Raw genomic sequence first — 20,256 nt, forward strand, 5'->3', positions numbered from 1 at the left:
TGCGGGGCGCGAGCTCCATGCGCGCGAGATGGCCATGCCCGCGCGGCCGGGTCAATCCGCCCGCGGCCCCTTGCCAACCGGGGCGAAAGCCTCTTGGCTCCTCCGCGAAGGAGGGCACGACGATGAGCAAGAGCGTGAAACGCGTGCGCGCGGCGCTGGAGACGGCGGGGCTGCCTGCCGACATCCGCGAGCTCGGCGAGACCCGCACGGCCGAGCAGGCCGCCGCGGCGGTGGGATGCACGCTGGACCAGATCGTGAAATCGCTGATCTTCCGCGGCACGGAGAGCGGACACGTTCGGCTCTTCCTGGTGCCGGGCGGGCGGCGCCTCGACCCGGCGAAGGCCGCGGCGGCGGCGGGCGAGCCGCTCGGCAAGGCCGACGCGGCGCTCGTGCGCGCCGAGACGGGCTTCGTCATCGGCGGCGTCGCGCCGGTCGGCCATGCGGCGCCGGCGGCGACCTGGATGGACCCGCGGCTTCTCGACTTCGCCGAGGTCTGGGCCGCCGCCGGCACCCCGCGCCACGTCTTCCCCATCGCGCCGGAGGCGCTCCACGCGGTCACCGGGGCGGTGATCCGCGACGTCACGGAATGATTTTCTGATTTTCTGCCAACGGCTTGACCGAATAATGTAAAAACTGTTCACATCACCCCTTGCGCCGGCGCGGCCGGCACACGATCTGAAGGATGTGAAAGACATTCACATCAACGATCCCGCACCGGAGAGAGACATGACATACGCCGCCACCGACCTCCCCCGCCAATCGAACGCCTCCGGCTGGCTCGCGCGGGCCGAAGCCTGGCTCGACGCACGTGGCAAGCTCGCCTGGATCGCCGCGATGGTCCTCGGCTTCATCCTGTTCTGGCCTGTCGGCCTCGCCCTCCTCGGCTACATGCTCTGGAGCAAGCGCCTGGGTCCCATCAACTTCAGGGGCGCCCGGCACGCGACCGCCGCGCTCAGCCCCACTGGCAACAGCGCCTTCGACGCGTACAAGGCCGAGACCCTGCGCCGCCTCGAGGAGGAACAGCACGCCTTCGACTCCTTCCTCGAACGGCTGCGCGCGGCCCGCGACAAGGCGGAGTTCGACCAGTTCATGGAAGAGCGCGCCCGAAAGCCCGCCGAGGCCCGCCCCGACGAGGCCTGATCCCACCGCCGCCGCCCCGTGCCGGGCGGCGGCGCCATCCGACCCGGACGAGAGCCCAGATGCACAGCTACGACGCCCGCCTGCCCGACCCCGACCGCCAGCCGGAGTTCTACGCCGACATACCCGCCAAGCGGCTCCTCGCATGGCTGATCGACGTGGTGCTGGTGGCCGTGCTCTGCCTGCTCGTCCTGCCCTTCACCGCCTTCACGGGGCTCTTCTTCTTCCCGGTCCTGATGCTGGCGGTGGGCCTCGCCTACCGCGTGCTGACCATCGCGGGGGGCTCGGCCACCTGGGGGATGCGCCTGATGGCGATCGAGCTGCGCGACCGGCGCGGCGAGCGGCTCGACGGCGGGCAGGCACTGCTGCACACGCTCGGCTACACGGTCTCCATCGCGATGCCGCTCCTGCAGATGATCTCGGTCGTTCTCATGCTCACGGGCGCCCGCAGGCAGGGCCTCACCGATCACCTGCTCGGCACGGTGATGCTGAACCGCCGCGCATGACGGCACGACGCGACGCCCGGCCCCTTGGCCGGTGGGAACGCTCTTGCTATCGTCTGCCGAAACGATAGCTGGGACGGGAATGCGACACACCCTTCCGATCGCGCCGCAGTTCTACGTGACGGCCCCGCAGCCCTGCCCCTATCTCGAGGGGCGGATGGAGCGGAAGCTGTTCACCGCGCTTCAGGGCGAGGGCGCCGAGGCGCTGAACGACACGCTGTCGAAGCAGGGGTTCCGTCGGTCGCAGAACGTGCTCTACCGCCCGTCCTGCTCGGATTGCTCCGCCTGTCTCTCGGCACGCATCGACGTGACGGCCTTCGCCCCGTCGAAAAGCCAGCGCCGCACGCTGCGCCGCAACACCGGCCTCGTGCGCCGCGTCACCTCGCCCTGGGCCACCGAGGAGCAGTACGCGCTCTTCCGCCGCTACCTCGACAGCCGGCACTCCGACGGCGGCATGGCCGACATGGACGTCTTCGAGTTCGCGGCCATGATCGAGGAGACGCCGGTGCGCTCACGCGTGATCGAGTACTCCGACCGGGACACCGGCGACCTTGTCGCCGTGTGCCTGAGCGACATGCTCGACGACGGGGTGAGCATGGTCTACTCGTTCTACACGCCCGATCGGCCCAAGGCGTCGCTCGGCACCTACGTGATCCTCGACCATGTCGAGATCGCCCGCGAGGCGGGCCTGCCTTACGTCTACCTGGGCTATTGGGTGCCCGGCAGCCCGAAGATGGGCTACAAGGCCAAGTTCGCGGGCCTCGAGGTCCACGCACAGGGCGCATGGCAGAAGATGCGGGACCCGCAGGATTACGACACCGAGCTTCACCCGCTCTCGACCGATCCGATCGCCGAGCAGGTCGCCAACATCAGCCTGCCCGGCGCGCGCCCGGCCAAGGGCTGAGCCGCTTCGCCCCGGCCACGCGGGAGGGGGCGCTGCCCCCTCTTGGCCTTCGGCCAATTCACCCCCGGAGTATTTCATCCAAGATGATGGGGCGGGCGAGGTCCCTCCCTGCCATCATCTTGGTCGCAATACTCCGGGGGGTGAGGCCCGGCACGGGCCGAGGGGGGCAGCGCCCCCCTGACCGCACGCAGTGCCAGAAAGCGTGCGGCCGTCAGGCCGCTCCGCATCACTCAGTTCGGGATGAGATCAGGCACGATCGTGACGACGCCCGGGAAGAACCACAGGATCGCGAGGCCGAGGACCTGGATCGCGACGAAGGGCAGCACCCCCTGATAGATCTGCCCCGTCGTGATGCTGCGCGGCGCGACGCCCCTGAGGTAGAAGAGGGCGAAGCCGAAGGGGGGCGTCAGGAAGGATGTCTGCAGGTTCACCGCGATCATGATCGTCACCCATTTCGGGTCGAAGCTGCCGCCGTAGATCACGGGCCCCACGATGGGCACCACGATGTAGATGATCTCGAGGAAGTCGAGCACGAAGCCCAGCATGAAGAGCACGAGCATCACGATCAGGAAGACGGTATACTCGTTGTCGAAGCTCCGCAGGAACTGCTGGATGTAATGCTCGCCGCCGAAGGAGATCAGCACGAGGTTCAGAAGCTGCGAGCCGATCAGGATGGTGAAGACCATCGAGGTGACCTTGGCCGTCTCGCGCACGACCGGCGTGAGCACCCCGCTGCGGAAGAGCACGAAACAGGCGTAGAGCAGGCCGAAGAGCGCGAAGAGGTACGCGGCCTGCGCGACGAGATAGGCGATCCACGTATCCACGCCGGCGCTCTCGGTGTCGATACGGAGGTCGAAGTTCACGCCGACAAGCAGCATGACGATGAGCGCGAAGGTGGCCCGGATGATGATCTTGCCGGAGCGGTTCTCGTCGCGCAGCCGCCGGTAGGCGGCGAGCATGATCGCCCCGCCCGCGCCGAGCGCGGCCGCCGGCGTCGGGTTGGTGATGCCGCCGAGGATCGAGCCGAGCACCGCCACGATCAGCACCAGCGGCGGGAAGACCACGCGCAGAAGCTCGTTCTGCGCGAGCCGCGCGAAGGCGTGGCGCACCCCGTAGAGCGTGAGCGCGATCGGCACGGCGAGCCAGAGGGTGGTCACGGCCGGCGAGGTGACGGGCGAGATCAGCACCACATCCGCGAGGATCGCCAGCGCCACGCCGCCGAGGCCGACAGCGATCGGCGTCGGGTCGGCTGAGGGCGCGATCCCGCGCGCCGTCGTCAGGAGGAGCGCGAGGAGCAGGAAGCCGATCGCGATCCCCGTGCCGACGGGGGGCGCCGCGGCCAGCCGATTGGCCCGCATCTCCGCGAGTTGCTCCTCGGTCAGTTCCACCGATTCGGTGACGCCGCCGTCGTCGTTGATCAGGGCCTGCTCCATCACCGCGGCATCCCAGGCATCCTGACCGTGCACGTCGATCATCGCCTCGCGGCACTCGTCGGAGACGTTCGTGCGCAGCGATGCGCCCTCACCCTGTTCGGAGAAGCGCCCGACGCTCACGTCCTGGCTGCCGACGAAACCGACCTGGCCCGAGAGCACGGTCAGTCCGATCAGCGCCGCGGGCACGGCGGCGAACCACGTCCAGCGCTCGCCCGGGGTCGTCGGCTCACTGCCGTCGGTTCCCTCGGAGGGCACGGGCGGGGCCTTCGAGGGATTGAAGAGCGCGAAACCGAAGGCATAGGCCGCGTAGAGGCCCGCGAGGAGGATTCCGGGCAGGAGCGCCGCCTGGAAGAGCGTGCCCACCGAGACGACCGCCGGCTCGCCGAGGAGCGTGAGCGCGTCGCGGCAGCCCAGGCTTTGCGCACGCTCTTCCTGGGCGCGCGCGTAGATGTCTCCGGCGAGCGTGCCGAGTAGGACGATCACGATCGAGGGCGGGATGATCTGCCCGAGCGTGCCGGAGGCCGAGATCACGCCCGTGGACAGTTGCGGCGAGTATCCCGCGCGCATCATCGTGGGCAGCGCGAGCAGGCCCATCGTGACCACCGTCGCGCCGACGATGCCGGTGGAGGCCGCGAGGAAGGCGCCCACCACCACGATCGAGACCGCGAGCCCGCCCGGCAGCGGGCCGAAGACGCGCGCCATGGTGGTCAGCAGTTCCTCGGCGATGCGCGAGCGCTCCAGCGTGATGCCCATCATCACGAACATCAGCACCGCGAGCAGCGTCTCGATCGACTGCCCGGCGAGCACCCGCTCGTTGATGCGGTTGACGATGAAGCTGATGTTGCGGTCGAGCGCCGTCTCCCAGCCGCGCGGGAAGACGGACTCCTCGACGCGCGGCAACTCGGGGTATCGGAAGATCGATATGCTGTCCGGTCGGACGCCGTCCTGCACGAGGGCGTTGTAGGCCTGCGACCCGGTGTCGATCGCCTGATGGATCAGCAGGCCGGCGCTGTCGAGCGCGGCGATGATCGCGAAGGAGATCATGCCCGCGCCGCCGATGGCGAAGGCCACCGGAAAGCCCGAAAGAATCCCTGCGAACAGACAGAGGAAGACGATGATCAGGCCGATCTCGACGCCGTCCAGTCCGAATAGCATGTGTCCTGCCCCTTAGCGTGTTTCGAGCACGTGTTCCGCGCTTTCCGTCGTCGATCCGCTCAGCGTGTCGCGGTCGAGGTGTTTGCCTTCGCTCTCCTCGCCCTCGCGCAGCTCCAGGTACGAGCGCCAGAGGACCGCCACCGCCTGAAGGAAGACCAGGCCGGCAAAGGCGACGAGGAGGATCTTGAAGAGGAAGTAGGCGTTGAAGCCGTTCGGGCTGAAGCCGATGGTCTCGACGTTCCAGCGGAAGGCGCGCGCCTTCATCAGCAGCCGGTCGAGCCCCTCGGAGGCCGAGGGCTTGGGCGTGATGAGGTGGCGCCAGAGGAAGTACCAGCCGTACATCCAGGTGACGATCGCCACCGGCATCATGAAGATGAGCGCGCCGACCATGTCGACGATCTTCCGCGTGCGGAAGCGCGCGGAGGCGTAGAAGACGTCGACGCGGACATGGCCGTGCTGCACGAAGGTGTAGCTGACGCAGAGCGCGACGATCATCGCGTTGTAGAGCTTGAGTTCCTCGGACCACCACGAGACGTCGAAGGTGAAGGCCTGCCCGAATCCAAGTGAAATCTCCGAGGCCGCGAAGATGCGCTGGACGAAGACGATGACGATCTGCTGGAGCACCATGATCAGCCCCACCCAGGCGGCGAGGCGGCCGAGCGCGTTCGCGAAGCCCTCGAGCGCGATCACGCCGCCCCAGAGGACCGAGTTGCGCCAGAGGCCGACACCGGTCAGCACAAGCACGGTGGTGAACACCACGAAGAAGAACTCGACCGAGCCGCCGTAGAAGACGACCCGCATGATGGCCTCGGGGTTCGACCAGTCCAGCCAGAGCTGCGGGTGGGTGACCGCGTAGCCCAGGTTGTAGAAGGCCATCGCGATCTGCGTCACCAGCCATACGCCGGCGTCGAGCAGACCGCCCAGAACCCCAGTGGTATTTTCCTCGTCCATGATCGAAACCGCTGATGCCCGATGGTGGGTTTGCGCCGCGGGGGCGGCTCAGCCGATGCGAGCGCCCCCGGGACGCGTCGCGCCCCCGCCCGGGGGCGGGGGCGCGCGCAGGTCTCTCGCGCGTGGCTCAGATGCCGACGACGCGGTTGCGCTGCTGGGTGAACGTGCCCGAGGAGCGGCTGATCCACTCCGCCGAGCTGCGCAGCGACTCCATGTAGCTGTCGTAGCACTCGGCGTAGATCGGATCGTCCATCGGCTCCTGCGCGACTTCCTCGGCGGCGGCGCCGAAGGCATCCCAGACCGAATCCGGGAACTCGCGGATCTCGACACCCTCCGACCGGAGACGCTGCAGCGCGGCCGAGTTGTTCGCCATGAAGAGCGACATCGTCCAGATGTTCGAGGCGCGGGCCGCCTGCTCGATCGCGGCCTGATGCGCCTTCGGCAGATCCTCGAAGACCTCGAGGTTGACGACGAGGTTCAGGTTCGGGCCGGGCTCGTGGAAGCCGCCGGTGTAGTAGGTCTGTGTGATCTCCTGGAAGCCGGCCGATTCGTCCGCCCAGGGGCCGATCCACTCGGTTCCGTCGATCGCGCCGGAGGAGAGCGCCTGGTAGACCTCCGCGCCGGGCAGGTTCTGAACGGAGGCGCCGAGCTTGCCGAGCACCTCGCCGCCCTGCCCCGGCATCCGGAACTTGAGACCCTGGAAATCGTCGGGGCTGTTGATCTCCTTGCTGAACCAGCCACCGGACTGCGGGCCGGTGTTGCCGGCCGGGAACGCCTTGAGGCCGAAGATGGTATAGAGCTCGTCGGCAAGCTCCAGCCCGCCCTGATGGTAATACCAGTTGTTGAATTCCTGGAAGGTCATGCCGAAGGGCAGCTGCGAGAAGAACGACAGCGCCGGGTGCTGACCGAGGAAGTAGTAGTCGACGCCGTGGTACATGTCGGCCTGCCCGGCCGAGACCGCGTCGAAGACCTCGAAGGCGCCGACGAGCTCACCCGCGGCCTTCAGGTCGACGGTGACCGCGCCATCGGTGATCGCGGTGATCGTGTCGGCGCAGTACTTTGCGCTGTCGTGCACGCCGGCGAGGCCGCGGCCCCAGGTGGTGGCGAGCGTCAGCGTGCGGCGGCCCTGCGCGATGGCGGGCGCGGCGAGCGAACTTGCGGCGGCGGCGGTGCCTCCGAGCGCGGACGCGCGAATGAACGAACGACGATCCATCGTTAATCTGTCCTCCCTTGTTTGCGGCCCGCCACACTCCCGGCAGGGCCGATCCGTACCATGGGCGGACACTAGCGAGGCAGTTTCGCGTTTGGAACAGGAAACTTTCGCTTTCCGCCGGGTCGCGCCGCAATTTTCGTGCTCGGGGCCGTCTCGGGCCGGGCCGCAGCGGGCGCATCGCGGCCAGCCGCCGCGCGGCCCCGCGGCGCAAGATTGTAACCCGCAAGACCCCGGCTGCGACATTTTCTCCACCACGACGCCCGCGCGCGGGCGCTTTGCGGTTGACGGCCTGCGCGCGCGCGCCTATCTCCACCACAGGCCGAGGAGATCACAATGACCACCCTGATCGTAATCGTAGGCGGATGGCGCATGGGCCGGTAACCCGGAACCCCACAGGGAACCCCATGCGCCCCCGGATCGGTTCGACGGGGGTTTTTTTGTGCCTGTCCTCAGCCTGGACACGCAACGCCGGAGATGGAGTGACGGCATGACCAAGGCGATGACCGGAGCGAAGATGGTGGTCCAGGCGCTGAAGGATCAGGGCGTGGACACGGTATTCGGCTACCCCGGGGGCGCCGTGCTGCCGATCTACGACGAGATCTTCCAGCAGAGCGAGATCCGCCACATCCTCGTCCGCCACGAACAGGGCGCGGTGCACGCCGCCGAGGGCTACGCGCGCTCCACCGGCAAGCCGGGCGTCGTGCTGGTGACCTCCGGGCCCGGGGCGACGAACGCGGTCACGGGGCTCACCGACGCGCTGATGGATTCGATCCCGATCGTCGTGCTGACGGGCCAGGTGCCCACCTTCCTCATCGGCTCCGACGCCTTCCAGGAAGCGGACACCGTGGGCATCACGCGCGCCTGCACGAAGCACAACTGGCTCGTGAAGGACCCCGCGCGGCTCTCGGGCACCATCCACGAGGCCTTCCACGTCGCCACGAACGGCCGGCCCGGCCCGGTGCTGGTGGACATCCCCAAGGACGTGCAGTTCGCGTCCGAGAGTTACACGCCCCGCGCACAGGCGAAACTCGGCCACTACCAGCCGCAGGTGAAGGGCGACATCGAGGGGATCACCGACCTCGTCGCCGCGATCGAGCGCGCCGAGCGGCCCGTCTTCTATACCGGGGGCGGCGTCGTGAACTCCGGCCCGGCAGCGAGCCAGCTCCTGCGCGAGCTCGTGGACGCCACCGGCATCCCCGTGACCTCGACGCTGATGGGCCTCGGCGCCTACCCGGCGTCCGGCGACAACTGGCTCGGGATGCTCGGGATGCACGGGCTCTACGAGGCCAACATGGCGATGCACGGCTGCGACCTGATGATCAACCTCGGCGCGCGCTTCGACGACCGGATCACCGGACGCATCGACGCCTTCTCGCCCGGGTCGCGGAAGGCGCATGTCGACATCGACCCCTCCTCGATCAACAAGGTGGTCAAGACGGATTTCCCGATCGTGGGCGACATCGCCCATGTCCTCGAGGACGTGCTGCGCGTCTGGAAATCGCGCGGGCGGCAGGTGAACCGCGAGGCGATCGCGCGCTGGTGGCGCCAGATCGAGGAGTGGCGCAAGGTCGACTGCCTCGCCTTCAAGCCCGCGCCGCAGACCATCAGGCCACAGCACGCCATCGCCCGGCTCGAGGCGCTCACGAAGCACCGGCGCGACCGCTACATCTGCACCGAGGTGGGGCAGCACCAGATGTGGGCGGCGCAATACCTCGGCTTCGAGGACCCGAACCGCTGGATGACGTCCGGCGGCCTCGGGACCATGGGTTACGGCGTGCCGGCCTCCATCGGCGTGCAGGTGGCGCATCCCGATGCCCTCGTCGTCAACGTCGCCGGCGAGGCCTCCTGGCTGATGACGATGCAGGAAATGGGCACCGCCGTGCAGTATCGCCTGCCGGTCAAGCAGTTCATCCTCAACAACGAACGCCTCGGCATGGTGCGCCAGTGGCAGGAGCTCCTGCACGGCGAGCGCTACTCGCACAGCTGGTCCGAGGCGCTCCCGGATTTCGTCAAGCTCGCCGAGGCCTTCGGCTGCAAGGGCATCCAGTGCAGCGATCCCGCCGACCTCGACGACGCGATCCAGGAGATGCTCGACCACGACGGGCCGGTGATCTTCGACTGCCTGGTGGAGAAGCACGAGAACTGCTTCCCCATGATCCCAAGCGGAAAGGCGCACAACGAGATGCTGCTGGGCGAGGCGGAGACGCAGGGCGCGATCGACGAGAAGGGCTCGGTGCTGGTGTGACCATAGGAGGGGGGCTGTCTGCCCCCCTCTTCGCCTGCGGCGAATTCACCCCCCGAGAGTATTTCGGCCAAGATGATGGGCCGAGGGCAGCGAAACGAAGCGGCCGCCCCGGGCGGCGACGAGAGGACGAGGCGGATGTCCGCACTGAATATCGAAAAGGGCTCGAGCAAGCATTCGGCCTACAACCTGCGCCCCACCTTCTCGGACGTGCAGGAGACGCACACCCTCGCCGTGCTGGTGGACAACGAGCCGGGCGTGCTGGCGCGGGTGATCGGCCTTTTCGCGGGGCGCGGCTACAACATCGAGAGCCTGACCGTGGCCGAGGTGGATCACACCGGGCACCGGTCGCGGATCACCATCGTCACCACCGGCACGCCGCAGGTGATCGAGCAGATCAAGGCGCAGCTCGGGCGGATCGTGCCGGTGCACGAGGTCCACGACCTGACGACCGAGGGCCGCGCCGTCGAGCGCGAGCTCGCGCTCTTCAAGGTCGCGGGACAGGGCGAGAAACGGGTGGAGGCGCTGCGCCTCGCCGACATCTTCCGCGCCAACGTCGTGGACAGCACGCTCGAGAGCTTCGTCTTCCAGATCACCGGCACCTCGGAGAAGGTGGACGCCTTCGCCGAGCTGATGCGGCCCCTCGGGCTGATCGAGATGGCGCGCACGGGCGTCGCGGCGCTGTCGCGCGGGACCGAGTGAGCGCGCGTGTCGGCGCCGGATAAGCGAGGTCGCAAAGAGGCGCGCGCGATCTGACGCAGGGTCCATCCTCGCTCCACCTTCGAGGAGAGCGAGGCCATGACCGTCACCGACCTGTCGCATGTCCGTCGCCCCGTCGCCGAGGCGCGCGGGCTGCCCAACGCGCATTACACCGATCCCGCCCTCTACGCCGAGGAGCGCGCGGCGCTGCTCTTGCGGCAGTGGGCCGGGCTCGCCGTCGCCGCCGACGTGCCCGAGCGCGGGGACGCGGTGCCGGTCGATTTCCTCGGCATGCCGCTTCTGTTGCTGCGCGACCGGGCGGGCGCGGTGCGCGTCTTCATGAATACCTGCCGGCACCGCGGCATGATCCTCGTCTCCGAGCCGCGGCGCATCGAGGGGGCGATCCGCTGCCCCTATCACTCCTGGTGCTACGCCACCGACGGGCGGCTGGTCTCGACGCCGCACGTGGGTGGGCCGGGGCGCAACACCCACGACGCGATCCGGCGCGAGGAGCTCGGCCTGATCGAGGTGCCGAGCGCGGTGCGCTTCGGCGTGGTCTGGATCAACGTCTCGGGCGACGCGCCGCCCTTCGAGGCGGCGATGGGCGATCTGCTCGCCCGCTGGGCGGAGTTCGACCGCGACTGGGTGCACGGCGGCGCCGACAGCCGCTGGGACCTGACGGTCGCGGCGAACTGGAAGCTCGCGGTGGAGAACTACTGCGAGAGCTATCACCTGCCCTGGGTGCATCCGGGGCTCAACAGCTACTCGCGGCTCGAGGATCACTACAACATCGCCGTGCCGGGGCGCTTCTCGGGCCAGGGCACGCGGGTCTACCGGCAGCTCCGGGACGAGGACGGCGCGGTCTTTCCCGATTTCGAGGGCATCTCGGCGGCCTGGGACACGGCGGCCGAATACATCGCCGTCTATCCCAACGTGCTCCTCGGGGTGCACCGCGACCATGCCTTCGCGATCCTGCTGATCCCGCAGGGGCCCGAGCGCACGCTGGAGCGGGTGCACCTGTTCTACCCCACGACCGGGACCGATGCGGGCCTGCGCGCGCGGAACGCCGAGCAGTGGCGCACGGTCTTCGCCGAGGACATCTTCGTCGTCGAGGGGATGCAGCGCGGGCGGCACGCCGCGGGCTTCGACGGCGGGCGCTTCAGCCCGGAGATGGACGCCCCCACCCACTGCTTCCACGACTGGGCGGCGGCGGGGCTCGAGACATGGCGGGCGATGGCCCGCGCGGCGGAATGAGCGGGCTCGACGCCGCGCTCCTCGCGGCGCATGCCGCGGGCGACCGCGCGGGGCTCGTCCGGCTTTACGAGCGCGCGGCCGAAGGAGCGGGCGACGTGGACGCGGCCTGCTTCTTCCTGACGCATGCCTATGTCCATGCGCTGGAGGCGGGCGACCCGCGCGCGCGACACCTGCACCGCCGGCTGAAGGCGCAGGGACGCGAGGCGTGAGGGCTCAGGACGCCGCGTCGCCCTGAGCCACGGAGCCCGCCGCGACGGGCGCCACCGCCTCCGACTTCATCTGGCTGTAGAGATGCCAGGAGGCATGCCCGAGAAGCGGCAGCACGACGAGCAGCCCGAGGAACCACGGGAGCATCGCCGCGAAGGTCAGGAGCGCCACCGCCGCCCCCCAGCCGAGCATCACCGCGGGGCGGGCGGTGACCGTCTGGAAGCTGGTGATCATCGCGGTGACGAAATCCACCTCCCGGTCGAGGAGGAGCGGCAGCGCGATCACCGTGAGCGAAAAGAGCACCGCCGCGAAGCCCGCGCCCACCGCCACCTCCACCGCGAGCATCGTGAGCCCGTTCGCCGTCAGGTAGATCTCGTAGGAGGTGGAGACGTTCGTCATCGTCGAGAGCCCCATGAAGAGCGCGAAGATCATGTGGGCGAGGAAGAACCAGAAGAGAAAGACGATGATGATCACCGCCGAGATGGAGGGCAGCTGGCGCTGGCTCTGGCGCAGGACGACGCCGGCGATGCCGGGCCAGTCGAGCGGGCGGCCGGCCTCCAGCCGGCGGCTCACCTCGTAGATGCCGACGGCGGCGAAGGGACCGAGCAGCGGAAAGCCGATCGCCGCGAAGACGAGCCAGTAGGTCTGCCCCGTCCAGCGGGTGACGAAGACCATCGCCCAGCCGGCGAGCACATAGACCGCGGCGAAGCCGAGGCCGTAGACCGGCGCACGCCGGAAATCCCGCCAGCCACGCGCGAGCGCCTCGCGCAGCATGGCGCCGCGCACCGGCGCGAGCGGCGGCACCCCGTGGGGCGGCGTCTCATCGGGCATGGGCCTGCCCTCCCTGCGACCCTCTGACGCAAGAAATAGGGGCCCGACGCCGGAATCAAGAGGCGACGGGCGTCAGGCGTCTTCCTGCATGTCGGAGCGGCTCTTGCCAGCGGCCTCGTCGGCGAGCGCGGCCGCCATGAAGGCATCGAGATCCCCGTCGAGCACGCCCTTGGTGTCCGAGGTCTCGTGCTGCGTGCGCAGGTCCTTCACCATCTGGTAGGGCTGCAGCACGTAGGAGCGGATCTGGTTGCCCCAGCCGGCCTCGCCCTTGGCGGCGTGCTGCGCCTCGATCTCGGCGGTCCGCCTGTCGAGTTCCATCTGGTAGAGCCGCGACTTCAGCGCCTTCATGGCGATGTCGCGGTTCTGGTGCTGCGACTTCTCGGAGCTCGTGACGACGATCCCTGTCGGCTCGTGGGTGATGCGCACCGCCGAATCGGTGGTGTTGACGTGCTGCCCCCCCGCGCCGGAACTGCGGTAGGTGTCGACGCGGATATCGGCCGGGTTCACCTCGATCTCGATGTTGTCGTCCACGACCGGGTAGACCCAGACCGAACTGAAGGAGGTGTGCCGCCGCGCCGAGCTGTCGTAGGGCGAAATCCGCACGAGGCGGTGCACGCCGGACTCGCTCTTGAGCCAGCCGTAGGCGTTGTGCCCCCGGATCAGGTAGGTCGCGGACTTGATGCCGGCCTCTTCGCCCGGCGTCTCGGCCTGAAGCTCGACCTTGTAGCCCCGCTTCTCGGCCCAGCGCACGTACATCCGCGCGAGCATCGCCGCCCAGTCGCAGCTTTCCGTGCCGCCGGCGCCCGCGTGGATCTCGAGGTAGGTATCGTTGGCATCCGCCTCGCCGTCGAGGAGCGCCTCGAGTTCCTTCGCGCGCGCGGTCCTGGCGAGGTCGATGAGCGCGGCCTCGGCCTCGGCGACCACCTCGGCGTCGCCCTCGGCCTCGCCCATCTCGACGAGTTCGACGTTGTCCTCGAGCTGCTGCTGGAGGGATTTCACCGTCTCGATCCGATCGACCAGCGTCTGACGCTCGCGCATCAGCTTCTGGGCGTGGGCCGGATCGTTCCAGAGATCCGGGTCCTCCACCCGCGCGTCGTATTCCTCCAGCCGGTGGGCGGCGGTCTGCCAGTCCATCCGCTGCCGCAGGAGCGTCAGCGACTTCTCGATCTCGTCCACCGCGTTCTGTGCCTCGGCACGCATGTGCAAATCCCCGGAAACTCAGGTCGGCCCGTCAGGCGGGCGTGATATCGAAGCCGCCCTCGGGCGGCAAGGCGGGCTCAGTAAAGGCCCCCGGAACTCATCGAGCCGAAGCTCGCCCGCGGGCCGACGGTGGCCGAGTCGCCGGTCGAGGTCGTCACCTGCCGCGAGCTGTCCTCGCCGGGCTCGATCCGGTCGAAGTCGCTCCCGACCGCGAAGCCGCCGTCGAAGGCCACGCCGAAGACCGGCTCCTCGCCCTCGCGGAAGTATTCGGCGACCACGTTCGGCCCCGAGGCGTCGTCGGGCAGGCGCGCGCCGTTGTAGCGGTCGATCTTGATGAAGCGCCCGCCCTCGGGCACCGCGAAGGCCTCGCCGCCATATTTCTCGACCGCCTCGGTCATGAACTCCTGAAACACCGGCCCGCAGAACGCGCCGCCCGAGGCCCCGGAGCCGAGCGAGCGGGGCTGGTCGTAACCGATGTAGCAGCCGGCGACGATCGTCGAGGTGAACCCGATGAACCAGACGTCGCGCGCGTCGTTGGTGGTTCCGGTCTTGCCAGCCGTCGGCACCGGCAGGTTCACGGTACGCGCGGCCGTGCCGCGGTCCACCACGCCTTCCATCATCGAGGTGAGCTGATAGGCGGTCACGTCGTCCATCACGCGGCGCAGATCCGAGACGATGCGCGGCGCCTGCCCCGAGGCCAGTGCAGCGTCGTCGCAGTCGATGCAGTCGCGCTGGTCGTGACGATAGATCGTGCGCCCGTACCGGTCCTGGATCCGGTCGACGAGCGTGGGTTCCACCCGTTCGCCGCCATTGGCGAACATCGCGTAGGCGGCGACCATGCGATAGAGCGTGGTTTCGTCCGAGCCCAGCGCATTGGCGATGTAGCGGCCCATGTCCTCATAGACGCCGAAGCGCTCGGCATAGCGCGCGATGGTGTCCATGCCCACCGTCTGCGCGAGACGAACGGTCATCAGGTTGCGCGATTGCTCGACCCCGGTGCGCAGCGGCGTCGGGCCGTAGAACTGGTTCGACGCGTTGCGCGGGCGCCAGACGCCCTCCGGCGTGTCCACTTCGATCGGCGCGTCGACGACGATGGTCGCCGGCGAATAGCCCGAGTCGAGCGCCGCGGCGAAAACGAAGGGCTTGAAGGAGGAGCCCGGCTGCCGCTGTGCCTGCGTCGCCCGGTTGAACCCCGACTCCTGGTAGGAAAAACCGCCCTGCATGGCGATAACGCGGCCGGTGTTGACGTCCATCGCCATGAAGCCGCCCGCAACCTCCGGCACCTGCCGGAGCGTCCAGCGCAGGAAATCGCCGTCCTCGTCGGAGGTCAGGCGCCGGACGTGGACCACGTCGCCGCGCTCGAAGTTGTCGAGGAAATCGCCCGCGAGCCAGTCGATGTCCTCACGCGGGATGGCGATCGGCGCCTCGCCCGAGAAGGACACGCCCTCGATCCCGACAAGGAGCCGCTGGTCCTCGACACCGAGCACGACGGCCGGCCGCCATGCGCCGTCGAGCTCGATGTCGCGGGCCACATCCGCGTCGGCGAGCGCGCCACGCCAGGCGGCCTCGTCGTCGAGGAGCGCCGGGTCGATCCGCTCGCCGGTGCCGCGCCATTCGCCCTGCTGGCGGTCATACTCCTCCAGCTTGCGGCGCAGCGCCGTCGCGGCGATGTCCTGCATCTCCGGGTCGATGGTGGCGCGCACGGTGAAGCCGCCGGTGAAGAACTGCTCGGCGCCGAAATCGCGCGAGAGCTGGCGGCGGATCTCGTCGGTCGGGTAGTCGCGCGGCGGAAGCTGGGCGCGGAAGCTGTCGAAATCTCCCGCCATCACCGTGCGAAGCGGCGCCTCGCGCTCGCGCCGATAGGCCTCGCGGTCGAGGTAGCCGTTCTCGTACATCTGCTCGAGCACGTAGTCCCGCCGCGCGAGCAGTCGCTCGGCGTTGCGGACGGGGTGATAGTCCGAGGGCGCCTTGGGCAGCGCGGCGAGCGTCGCCGCCTCGTGCGGGGAGAGTTCGCGCAGCGTCTTGTTGAAGAAGGTCTGCGCGGCCGCCGTCACGCCATAGGAATTCTGCCCGAGGTAGATCTCGTTCAGGTAAAGCTCGAGGATATCCTCCTTCGACAGCGTCTGTTCGAGCCGGGTGGCGAGGATGATCTCCTTGATCTTGCGCTCGACCCGCCGGTCGCCAGAAAGCAGGAAGTTCTTCATCACCTGCTGCGTGATCGTCGAGGCGCCGCGCAGCGTCGCGCCGCGGGTCTGCACCGCCTCGACCACGGCCGCCGCGATGCCGCGCGCATCGTAGCCGGAATGGCGGTAGAAGTTCTTGTCCTCTGCCGAGATGAAGGCCTGCTTGACGAGGTCCGGAATCTCCTCCGCCGGCGTGAAGAGCCGCCGCTCGCGCGCGAACTCGTCCACGAGCGCGCCCTCGACGGAATAGATCCGGCTGATGGTGGGCGGCTGGTACTGCGCGAGGCTCTCGTGGCTCGGCAGATCGCGGCCATAGACCCAGAACACGCCGCCAATGGACAGCGCCACGACCATGACCCCGAGGGTGAGGAAGCTGAAGATCGCCCCGAAGACGGAGAAGATGAACCTGAGCACGCCGCGCTCCTGTCGAGTTGGTCGCCTTGGTACACCCGCGCGGCGCGGCGGTCAAAAGGACCGCGCGTGTGCGAAGCATATGGGGTCGCGCCCCGGCGTTTTCAGGGGGCAGCCCTCAACGCCGGCGCAACGGCGCCTCCGCCGCGTCCGCCGCCGCCCAGGCGCGCACGCCGTCACGCACGCCGCGCGCCAGCGCCGCGCGCCACTCCGGGTCCTTGAGCCGCCGCAGGTCTTCGCGCGACGAGAGAAAGCCCGCCTCCAGAAGCACCGAGGGGATGTCGGCGGCCCGGAGCACCGAAAAGCCGGCGCTGCGGAGCGGGCGGGAGTTCACATGGCTGGTCGTCCCCGCGATCCCGTCGACCAGGTCCCGCGCCAGCGCCTCGGCCCGCGGTTGCGTCTCGAGGCGGGCGAGATCCATCAGCACGTCGGCCACCGCGTCGTCGGTCCCCTCGAGGTCCAGCCCGGCGAGCAGATCGGCCCGGTTGTGCCGCTCGGCGAGCGCGGCCGAGGCCGCGTCCGAGGCGCTGTCGGACAGCGTGTAGACGGTCGCGCCATGCGCCACGCCGCTCGCCAGCGAATCGGCATGGAGCGAGATGAAGAGATCGGCCCGCGCCCGGTGCGCCCGCGCCACGCGCCGCTCGAGCGAGACGAAGACATCCGCGTCGCGCGTCAGCACCACCTCGAAGCCCGCGCGCACCAGCACCTCGCGCAGCTCGCGCGCGAAGGTAAGCATCAGAGTGGCCTCGTTCACTCCACCCGCCTCGGCGCCCGGATCGATCCCGCCGTGGCCCGGGTCGAGCACGATGCGCAGCGCCCGGTCGGCGGTCGAGCTCTCTCGCGATGGCTCCACCGGCGCGGGGTCCGGCAGGTCGAAGCGCGGGTCCTCCGGCGCGCCGGCACGCGCATCGAACGCCTCCTCGGAGACCGGCACCAGAAAGACCGCGAGGCTCGCCTGCCCGGTCAGCGCGCTGACCGAAAGCCCCGCCTCCTCCACCGCGAGGGGGCGGTCGAGATCGGCGACGAAGCGCGTCCAGCCGTCGCGGAAGGCGCCGAAGCGCACCTCGCCAAAGCCCTCGGCCTCGAAGAGATCCCGGTCGACGCCCGTCCAGTCCACCTCGCGGAAGTCGAGCACCAGCCGGTCCGGATCGGACAACGTGAAGATGCGCCACGGCACACCCTGCGTGAGCTCGAGATCGAGGCGCAGCCCCCCGTCCGCCGTCTCCGCCCCGGTGTGCTCGGGCACCACACGGGCAGATCCGCCCTGCGATTGCGCCGCGGCCATGCCGGCGACCAGCGCCGCGGCGAGCGCGAGTGTCACGATCCAACGCATGAGGAAGCCCTGCCCGGCCTGTCTTTTGCAGCATCCTACCCGAAACGGCCGCGCCGCGGAACCGCCGCGCGTCGCTCCCCGTCTCGCGTCAGGCGATATGACCGCGCGCACGCATGAAGGCCTCGAGCCGCGCCAGCCCCTCGCGGATGTCCGCGGTGCCGGTCGCATAGGAAAAGCGCAGCGTGCCCCCGCCGCGGGCCGGGTCGAAATCGAGCCCCGGCGTCACGGCGACGCCCGCCTCCTCGAGGATCGCCTTGGCAAAGCCGAGCGAGTCGTCGGTGATCGCGCTCACGTCCGCGTAGACGTAGAAGGCGCCGTCCGGCGGCGCGATCTCGGTGAAGCCCGCCCTCGGCAGCCCCTCCATCATCAGCCGGCGGTTCTCGGCATAGGCGGCGAGGTTCGTCCGCAACTCCTCGCCCGCGTCCAGCGCGGCGAGCGCCGCCACCTGCGCGGCGTGGCTGGGACAGATGAAAAGGTTCTGCGCGAGCCGCTCGACGCGGCGGACGTGGTCGGGCGGCACCACCATCCAGCCGACGCGCCAGCCCGTCATCGAGAAATACTTGGAGAAGGAGTTGATCACGTAGACGTCGTCCGAGACCTCCAGCGCGGAGACCGCCTTCGCCTCGTATTCGATGCCGTGGTAGATCTCGTCGCTGACGAAGGCCGCACCTTCGCTCTGCGCCCAGCCGATCAGCCGCGCCAGGTCGTCGCGGCCGAGCATCGTGCCGGTGGGATTGGCCGGCGAGGCGACGAGACACCCCGAGAGCCCCTGCCCCTCGAGCTCCTCCGGCACCGGCTGGTAGCGGTTCCCGGGCCGCGTCGGGATATCCACCGCCTGAAGGTCGAGGGCGCGCAGGATCTGCCTATAGCTCGGGTAGCCCGGCGCGCCGATGCCGACCCGCTCGCCGGCGTCGAAGAGCGCCGTGAAGGCCAGCACGAAGGCGCCCGAGGACCCGGCCGTCACCACGACACGTGCCGGATCGAGATCGACGTCATACCACTCCCGGTAAAGCCGCGCGATGCGCGCGCGCAACTCCGGCAGGCCGAGCGCGACGGTGTAGCCCAGAGGCCCCGCCTCCATCGCCTGCGCGAGCGCGGCGCGCGCCGCGGCGGGCGCCGGCGTGCCGGGCTGGCCCACCTCCATGTGGACGATGTGGCGACCCGCGGCCTCCGCCGCGCGCGCGGCCTCCATCACGTCCATCACGATGAAGGGATCGACCTCGCCGCGCCTTGAGTTCCGCATCATAGCCTCGCAGATTGCCCATGACGCTTGTTCCAGCCGCCGGGGGCAAGGTCAATCCGGCCCGGCCTTGGCGGCGGGGCGCCGATGTGATCTTGTCGCCGAGCCCTATGACGGAGACCCGAATGACCCTTTTCCGCCCCCTCGCCGGCGCACTCGCCGCGGCGCTGATCTTCGCCGCGCCGGCCGGCGCCATCGACCTGACCGACATGAGCGAGGCCGAGCGCGAGGCCTTCCGCGCGGAGGTGCGCGCCTACCTTCTGGAGAACCCGGACGTCATCATGGAGGCCGTCGCCGTGCTCGAACAGCGCGAGGCCGCCGCGCAGGAGTCCGCCGACCGCGAGATGGTCGAGGCGCACGCCGAGGAGATCTTCGACGACGGCTACTCATGGGTCGGTGGCAACCCCGAGGGCGACGTGACGCTGGTCGAGTTCCTCGACTACCGCTGCAGCTACTGCCGCCGCGCGCATGACGACGTGGCCGAACTGATCGAGAGCGACGGCGACATCCGCCTCGTCGTCAAGGAGTTCCCGATCCTCGGCCCGGAGTCGCTCGCCTCCTCGCGCTTCGCCATCGCCGCCAGGCAGGTGGCCGGGGACGACGCCTATCACGCCGCCAAGGAGGCGCTGATCCGCATGACGGGCGAGGTCAACGAGGTCACGCTCACCCGTCTGGCCGAGACGCTCGGCCTCGATGCCGACGAGATCCTGGTGCAGATGGAAAGCCCCGAGGTGACCGAGGAGATCCGCCGCACCCGCGAACTTGCCGACACGCTGGGGATCACCGGCACGCCGACCTTCGTGCTGCCCGACCGGATGATGCGCGGCTACGTGCCGCTCGACGGCATGCGCCAGATCGTGGCCGATGTCCGCGACGCGCGCTAGCGCGGCTGCCGCCCTCCTGCTGGCCGCAGCGCCCGCCGGGGCCTTCGACCCGGCGGCGCTCTCGGACGCGGACCGCGCGGCCTTCCGCGCGGAGGTGCGCGCGCTTCTTCTCGACGAGCCGGAGATCGTGACACGCGCGCTGACCCCCGGCCCGAGTTACGCAGAGGAGGCGGCGCGCGACACGGCGCTGCTCGACGGGGTGGCACGGGCGCTGCACGCCGACCCGGCGGACTACGCCACGGGGCCGGCGGAGGGCACGCCGCTCGTGGTCTTCCTGCCGGCGGCCTGCGCGGGCTGTGCGGACACGCTGGCCCAGCTTCGCGCGCTGGCTGAAGAAAACGGCGCAACGCGCTTGATCGTGAAGGATGTTCCGGACGCCGCACGGGGCGACCCCATGGCGGCCGCCTTCCTCGTCGCGGTGCTCGAGGAGCTGGGCGCGGAGGCCTGGACGCAGGCGCGACAAGCTCTCCCGGACC

Annotated in this window: 17 protein-coding genes and 1 pseudogene; 10 read left to right on the top strand and 8 right to left on the bottom strand. The window is 69.5% G+C overall.

Going from position 1 to position 20,256, the window contains the following annotated elements:
* Positions 1-122 precede the first annotated feature (122 nt).
* The 4 genes from ACESL7_RS02845 to ACESL7_RS02860 all read left to right on the top strand — a co-directional run bounded on the left by ACESL7_RS02845 (position 123) and on the right by ACESL7_RS02860 (position 2,544).
* Entirely contained in the window at positions 123-590 is a 468-nt protein-coding gene (locus ACESL7_RS02845) for a YbaK/EbsC family protein (RefSeq protein ID WP_372891254.1), read from the top strand.
* 136 nt (positions 591-726) lie between these two features.
* Positions 727-1,140, top strand: a complete 414-nt coding sequence (locus ACESL7_RS02850; protein WP_372891256.1) for a DUF2852 domain-containing protein — start codon at positions 727-729, stop codon at positions 1,138-1,140.
* 59 nt (positions 1,141-1,199) lie between these two features.
* Positions 1,200-1,643, top strand: a complete 444-nt coding sequence (locus ACESL7_RS02855) for an RDD family protein (protein WP_372891258.1) — start codon at positions 1,200-1,202, stop codon at positions 1,641-1,643.
* Positions 1,644-1,722: 79 nt separating this feature from the next.
* A complete protein-coding gene (locus ACESL7_RS02860; RefSeq protein WP_372891260.1) occupies positions 1,723-2,544 on the top strand; it encodes an arginyltransferase in 822 nt (273 codons plus the stop codon).
* Between the two features lie 230 nt (positions 2,545-2,774).
* On the opposite strand, the gene ACESL7_RS02865 is transcribed toward ACESL7_RS02860, so the two are convergent.
* The 3 genes from ACESL7_RS02865 to ACESL7_RS02875 form a co-directional block, all read right to left on the bottom strand.
* A complete protein-coding gene (locus ACESL7_RS02865) occupies positions 2,775-5,132 on the bottom strand; it encodes a TRAP transporter large permease (RefSeq protein ID WP_372891261.1) in 2,358 nt (785 codons plus the stop codon).
* A 12-nt stretch (positions 5,133-5,144) separates the two neighbouring features.
* Positions 5,145-6,083, bottom strand: coding sequence for a TRAP transporter small permease subunit (locus ACESL7_RS02870; RefSeq protein WP_372891263.1), 939 nt, complete (start codon positions 6,081-6,083; stop codon positions 5,145-5,147).
* Between the two features lie 127 nt (positions 6,084-6,210).
* The gene (locus tag ACESL7_RS02875; protein ID WP_372891265.1) at positions 6,211-7,296 is read right to left on the bottom strand and encodes a TRAP transporter substrate-binding protein; all 1,086 of its coding nucleotides are present in this window, start codon (positions 7,294-7,296) and stop codon (positions 6,211-6,213) included.
* A 487-nt stretch (positions 7,297-7,783) separates the two neighbouring features.
* Between ACESL7_RS02875 and ACESL7_RS02880 the strand changes: the two genes are divergently transcribed.
* The 4 genes from ACESL7_RS02880 (at position 7,784) to ACESL7_RS02895 (ending at position 11,700) form a co-directional block, all read left to right on the top strand.
* A complete protein-coding gene (locus ACESL7_RS02880) occupies positions 7,784-9,541 on the top strand; it encodes an acetolactate synthase 3 large subunit (protein WP_372891267.1) in 1,758 nt (585 codons plus the stop codon).
* 135 nt (positions 9,542-9,676) lie between these two features.
* Positions 9,677-10,240: an acetolactate synthase small subunit gene (ilvN, locus tag ACESL7_RS02885; RefSeq protein ID WP_372891269.1), complete on the top strand. Its 564-nt coding sequence runs from the start codon at positions 9,677-9,679 to the stop codon at positions 10,238-10,240.
* 96 nt (positions 10,241-10,336) lie between these two features.
* Positions 10,337-11,491, top strand: coding sequence for an aromatic ring-hydroxylating oxygenase subunit alpha (locus ACESL7_RS02890; protein WP_372891271.1), 1,155 nt, complete (start codon positions 10,337-10,339; stop codon positions 11,489-11,491).
* Positions 11,488-11,700 (top strand): hypothetical protein, encoded by a 213-nt coding sequence (locus ACESL7_RS02895; RefSeq protein WP_372891273.1) that lies wholly within the window; start codon positions 11,488-11,490, stop codon positions 11,698-11,700. The genes ACESL7_RS02890 and ACESL7_RS02895 overlap by 4 nt, the downstream gene beginning before the upstream one ends.
* A 4-nt stretch (positions 11,701-11,704) precedes the next feature.
* On the opposite strand, the gene ACESL7_RS02900 is transcribed toward ACESL7_RS02895, so the two are convergent.
* From ACESL7_RS02900 to ACESL7_RS02920, 5 genes are all read right to left on the bottom strand, one after another.
* Positions 11,705-12,529: a DUF2189 domain-containing protein gene (locus ACESL7_RS02900; RefSeq protein ID WP_372891275.1), complete on the bottom strand. Its 825-nt coding sequence runs from the start codon at positions 12,527-12,529 to the stop codon at positions 11,705-11,707.
* A gap of 72 nt (positions 12,530-12,601) precedes the next feature.
* Positions 12,602-13,729 (bottom strand): peptide chain release factor 2, encoded by a 1,128-nt coding sequence (prfB, locus tag ACESL7_RS02905; RefSeq protein ID WP_372891277.1) that lies wholly within the window; start codon positions 13,727-13,729, stop codon positions 12,602-12,604.
* A 77-nt stretch (positions 13,730-13,806) separates the two neighbouring features.
* Entirely contained in the window at positions 13,807-16,326 is a 2,520-nt protein-coding gene (locus ACESL7_RS02910) for a penicillin-binding protein 1A (protein ID WP_372891279.1), read from the bottom strand.
* A gap of 115 nt (positions 16,327-16,441) precedes the next feature.
* Entirely contained in the window at positions 16,442-17,656 is a 1,215-nt protein-coding gene (locus ACESL7_RS02915; protein ID WP_372891281.1) for an N-acetylmuramoyl-L-alanine amidase, read from the bottom strand.
* Positions 17,657-17,744: 88 nt separating this feature from the next.
* Entirely contained in the window at positions 17,745-18,899 is a 1,155-nt protein-coding gene (locus ACESL7_RS02920) for a pyridoxal phosphate-dependent aminotransferase (protein ID WP_372891283.1), read from the bottom strand.
* 122 nt (positions 18,900-19,021) lie between these two features.
* On the opposite strand from ACESL7_RS02920, the gene ACESL7_RS02925 reads away from it, so the two are divergent.
* Entirely contained in the window at positions 19,022-19,780 is a 759-nt protein-coding gene (locus ACESL7_RS02925) for a DsbA family protein (protein WP_372891285.1), read from the top strand.
* Positions 19,761-20,256 (top strand): annotated as a pseudogene (locus tag ACESL7_RS02930) (hypothetical protein); the annotation flags it as partial. The gene ACESL7_RS02925 and the pseudogene ACESL7_RS02930, both read left to right, overlap by 20 nt.

Source organism: Rhodosalinus sp. (assembly GCF_041685465.1).
GTDB lineage: Bacteria > Pseudomonadota > Alphaproteobacteria > Rhodobacterales > Rhodobacteraceae > Rhodosalinus.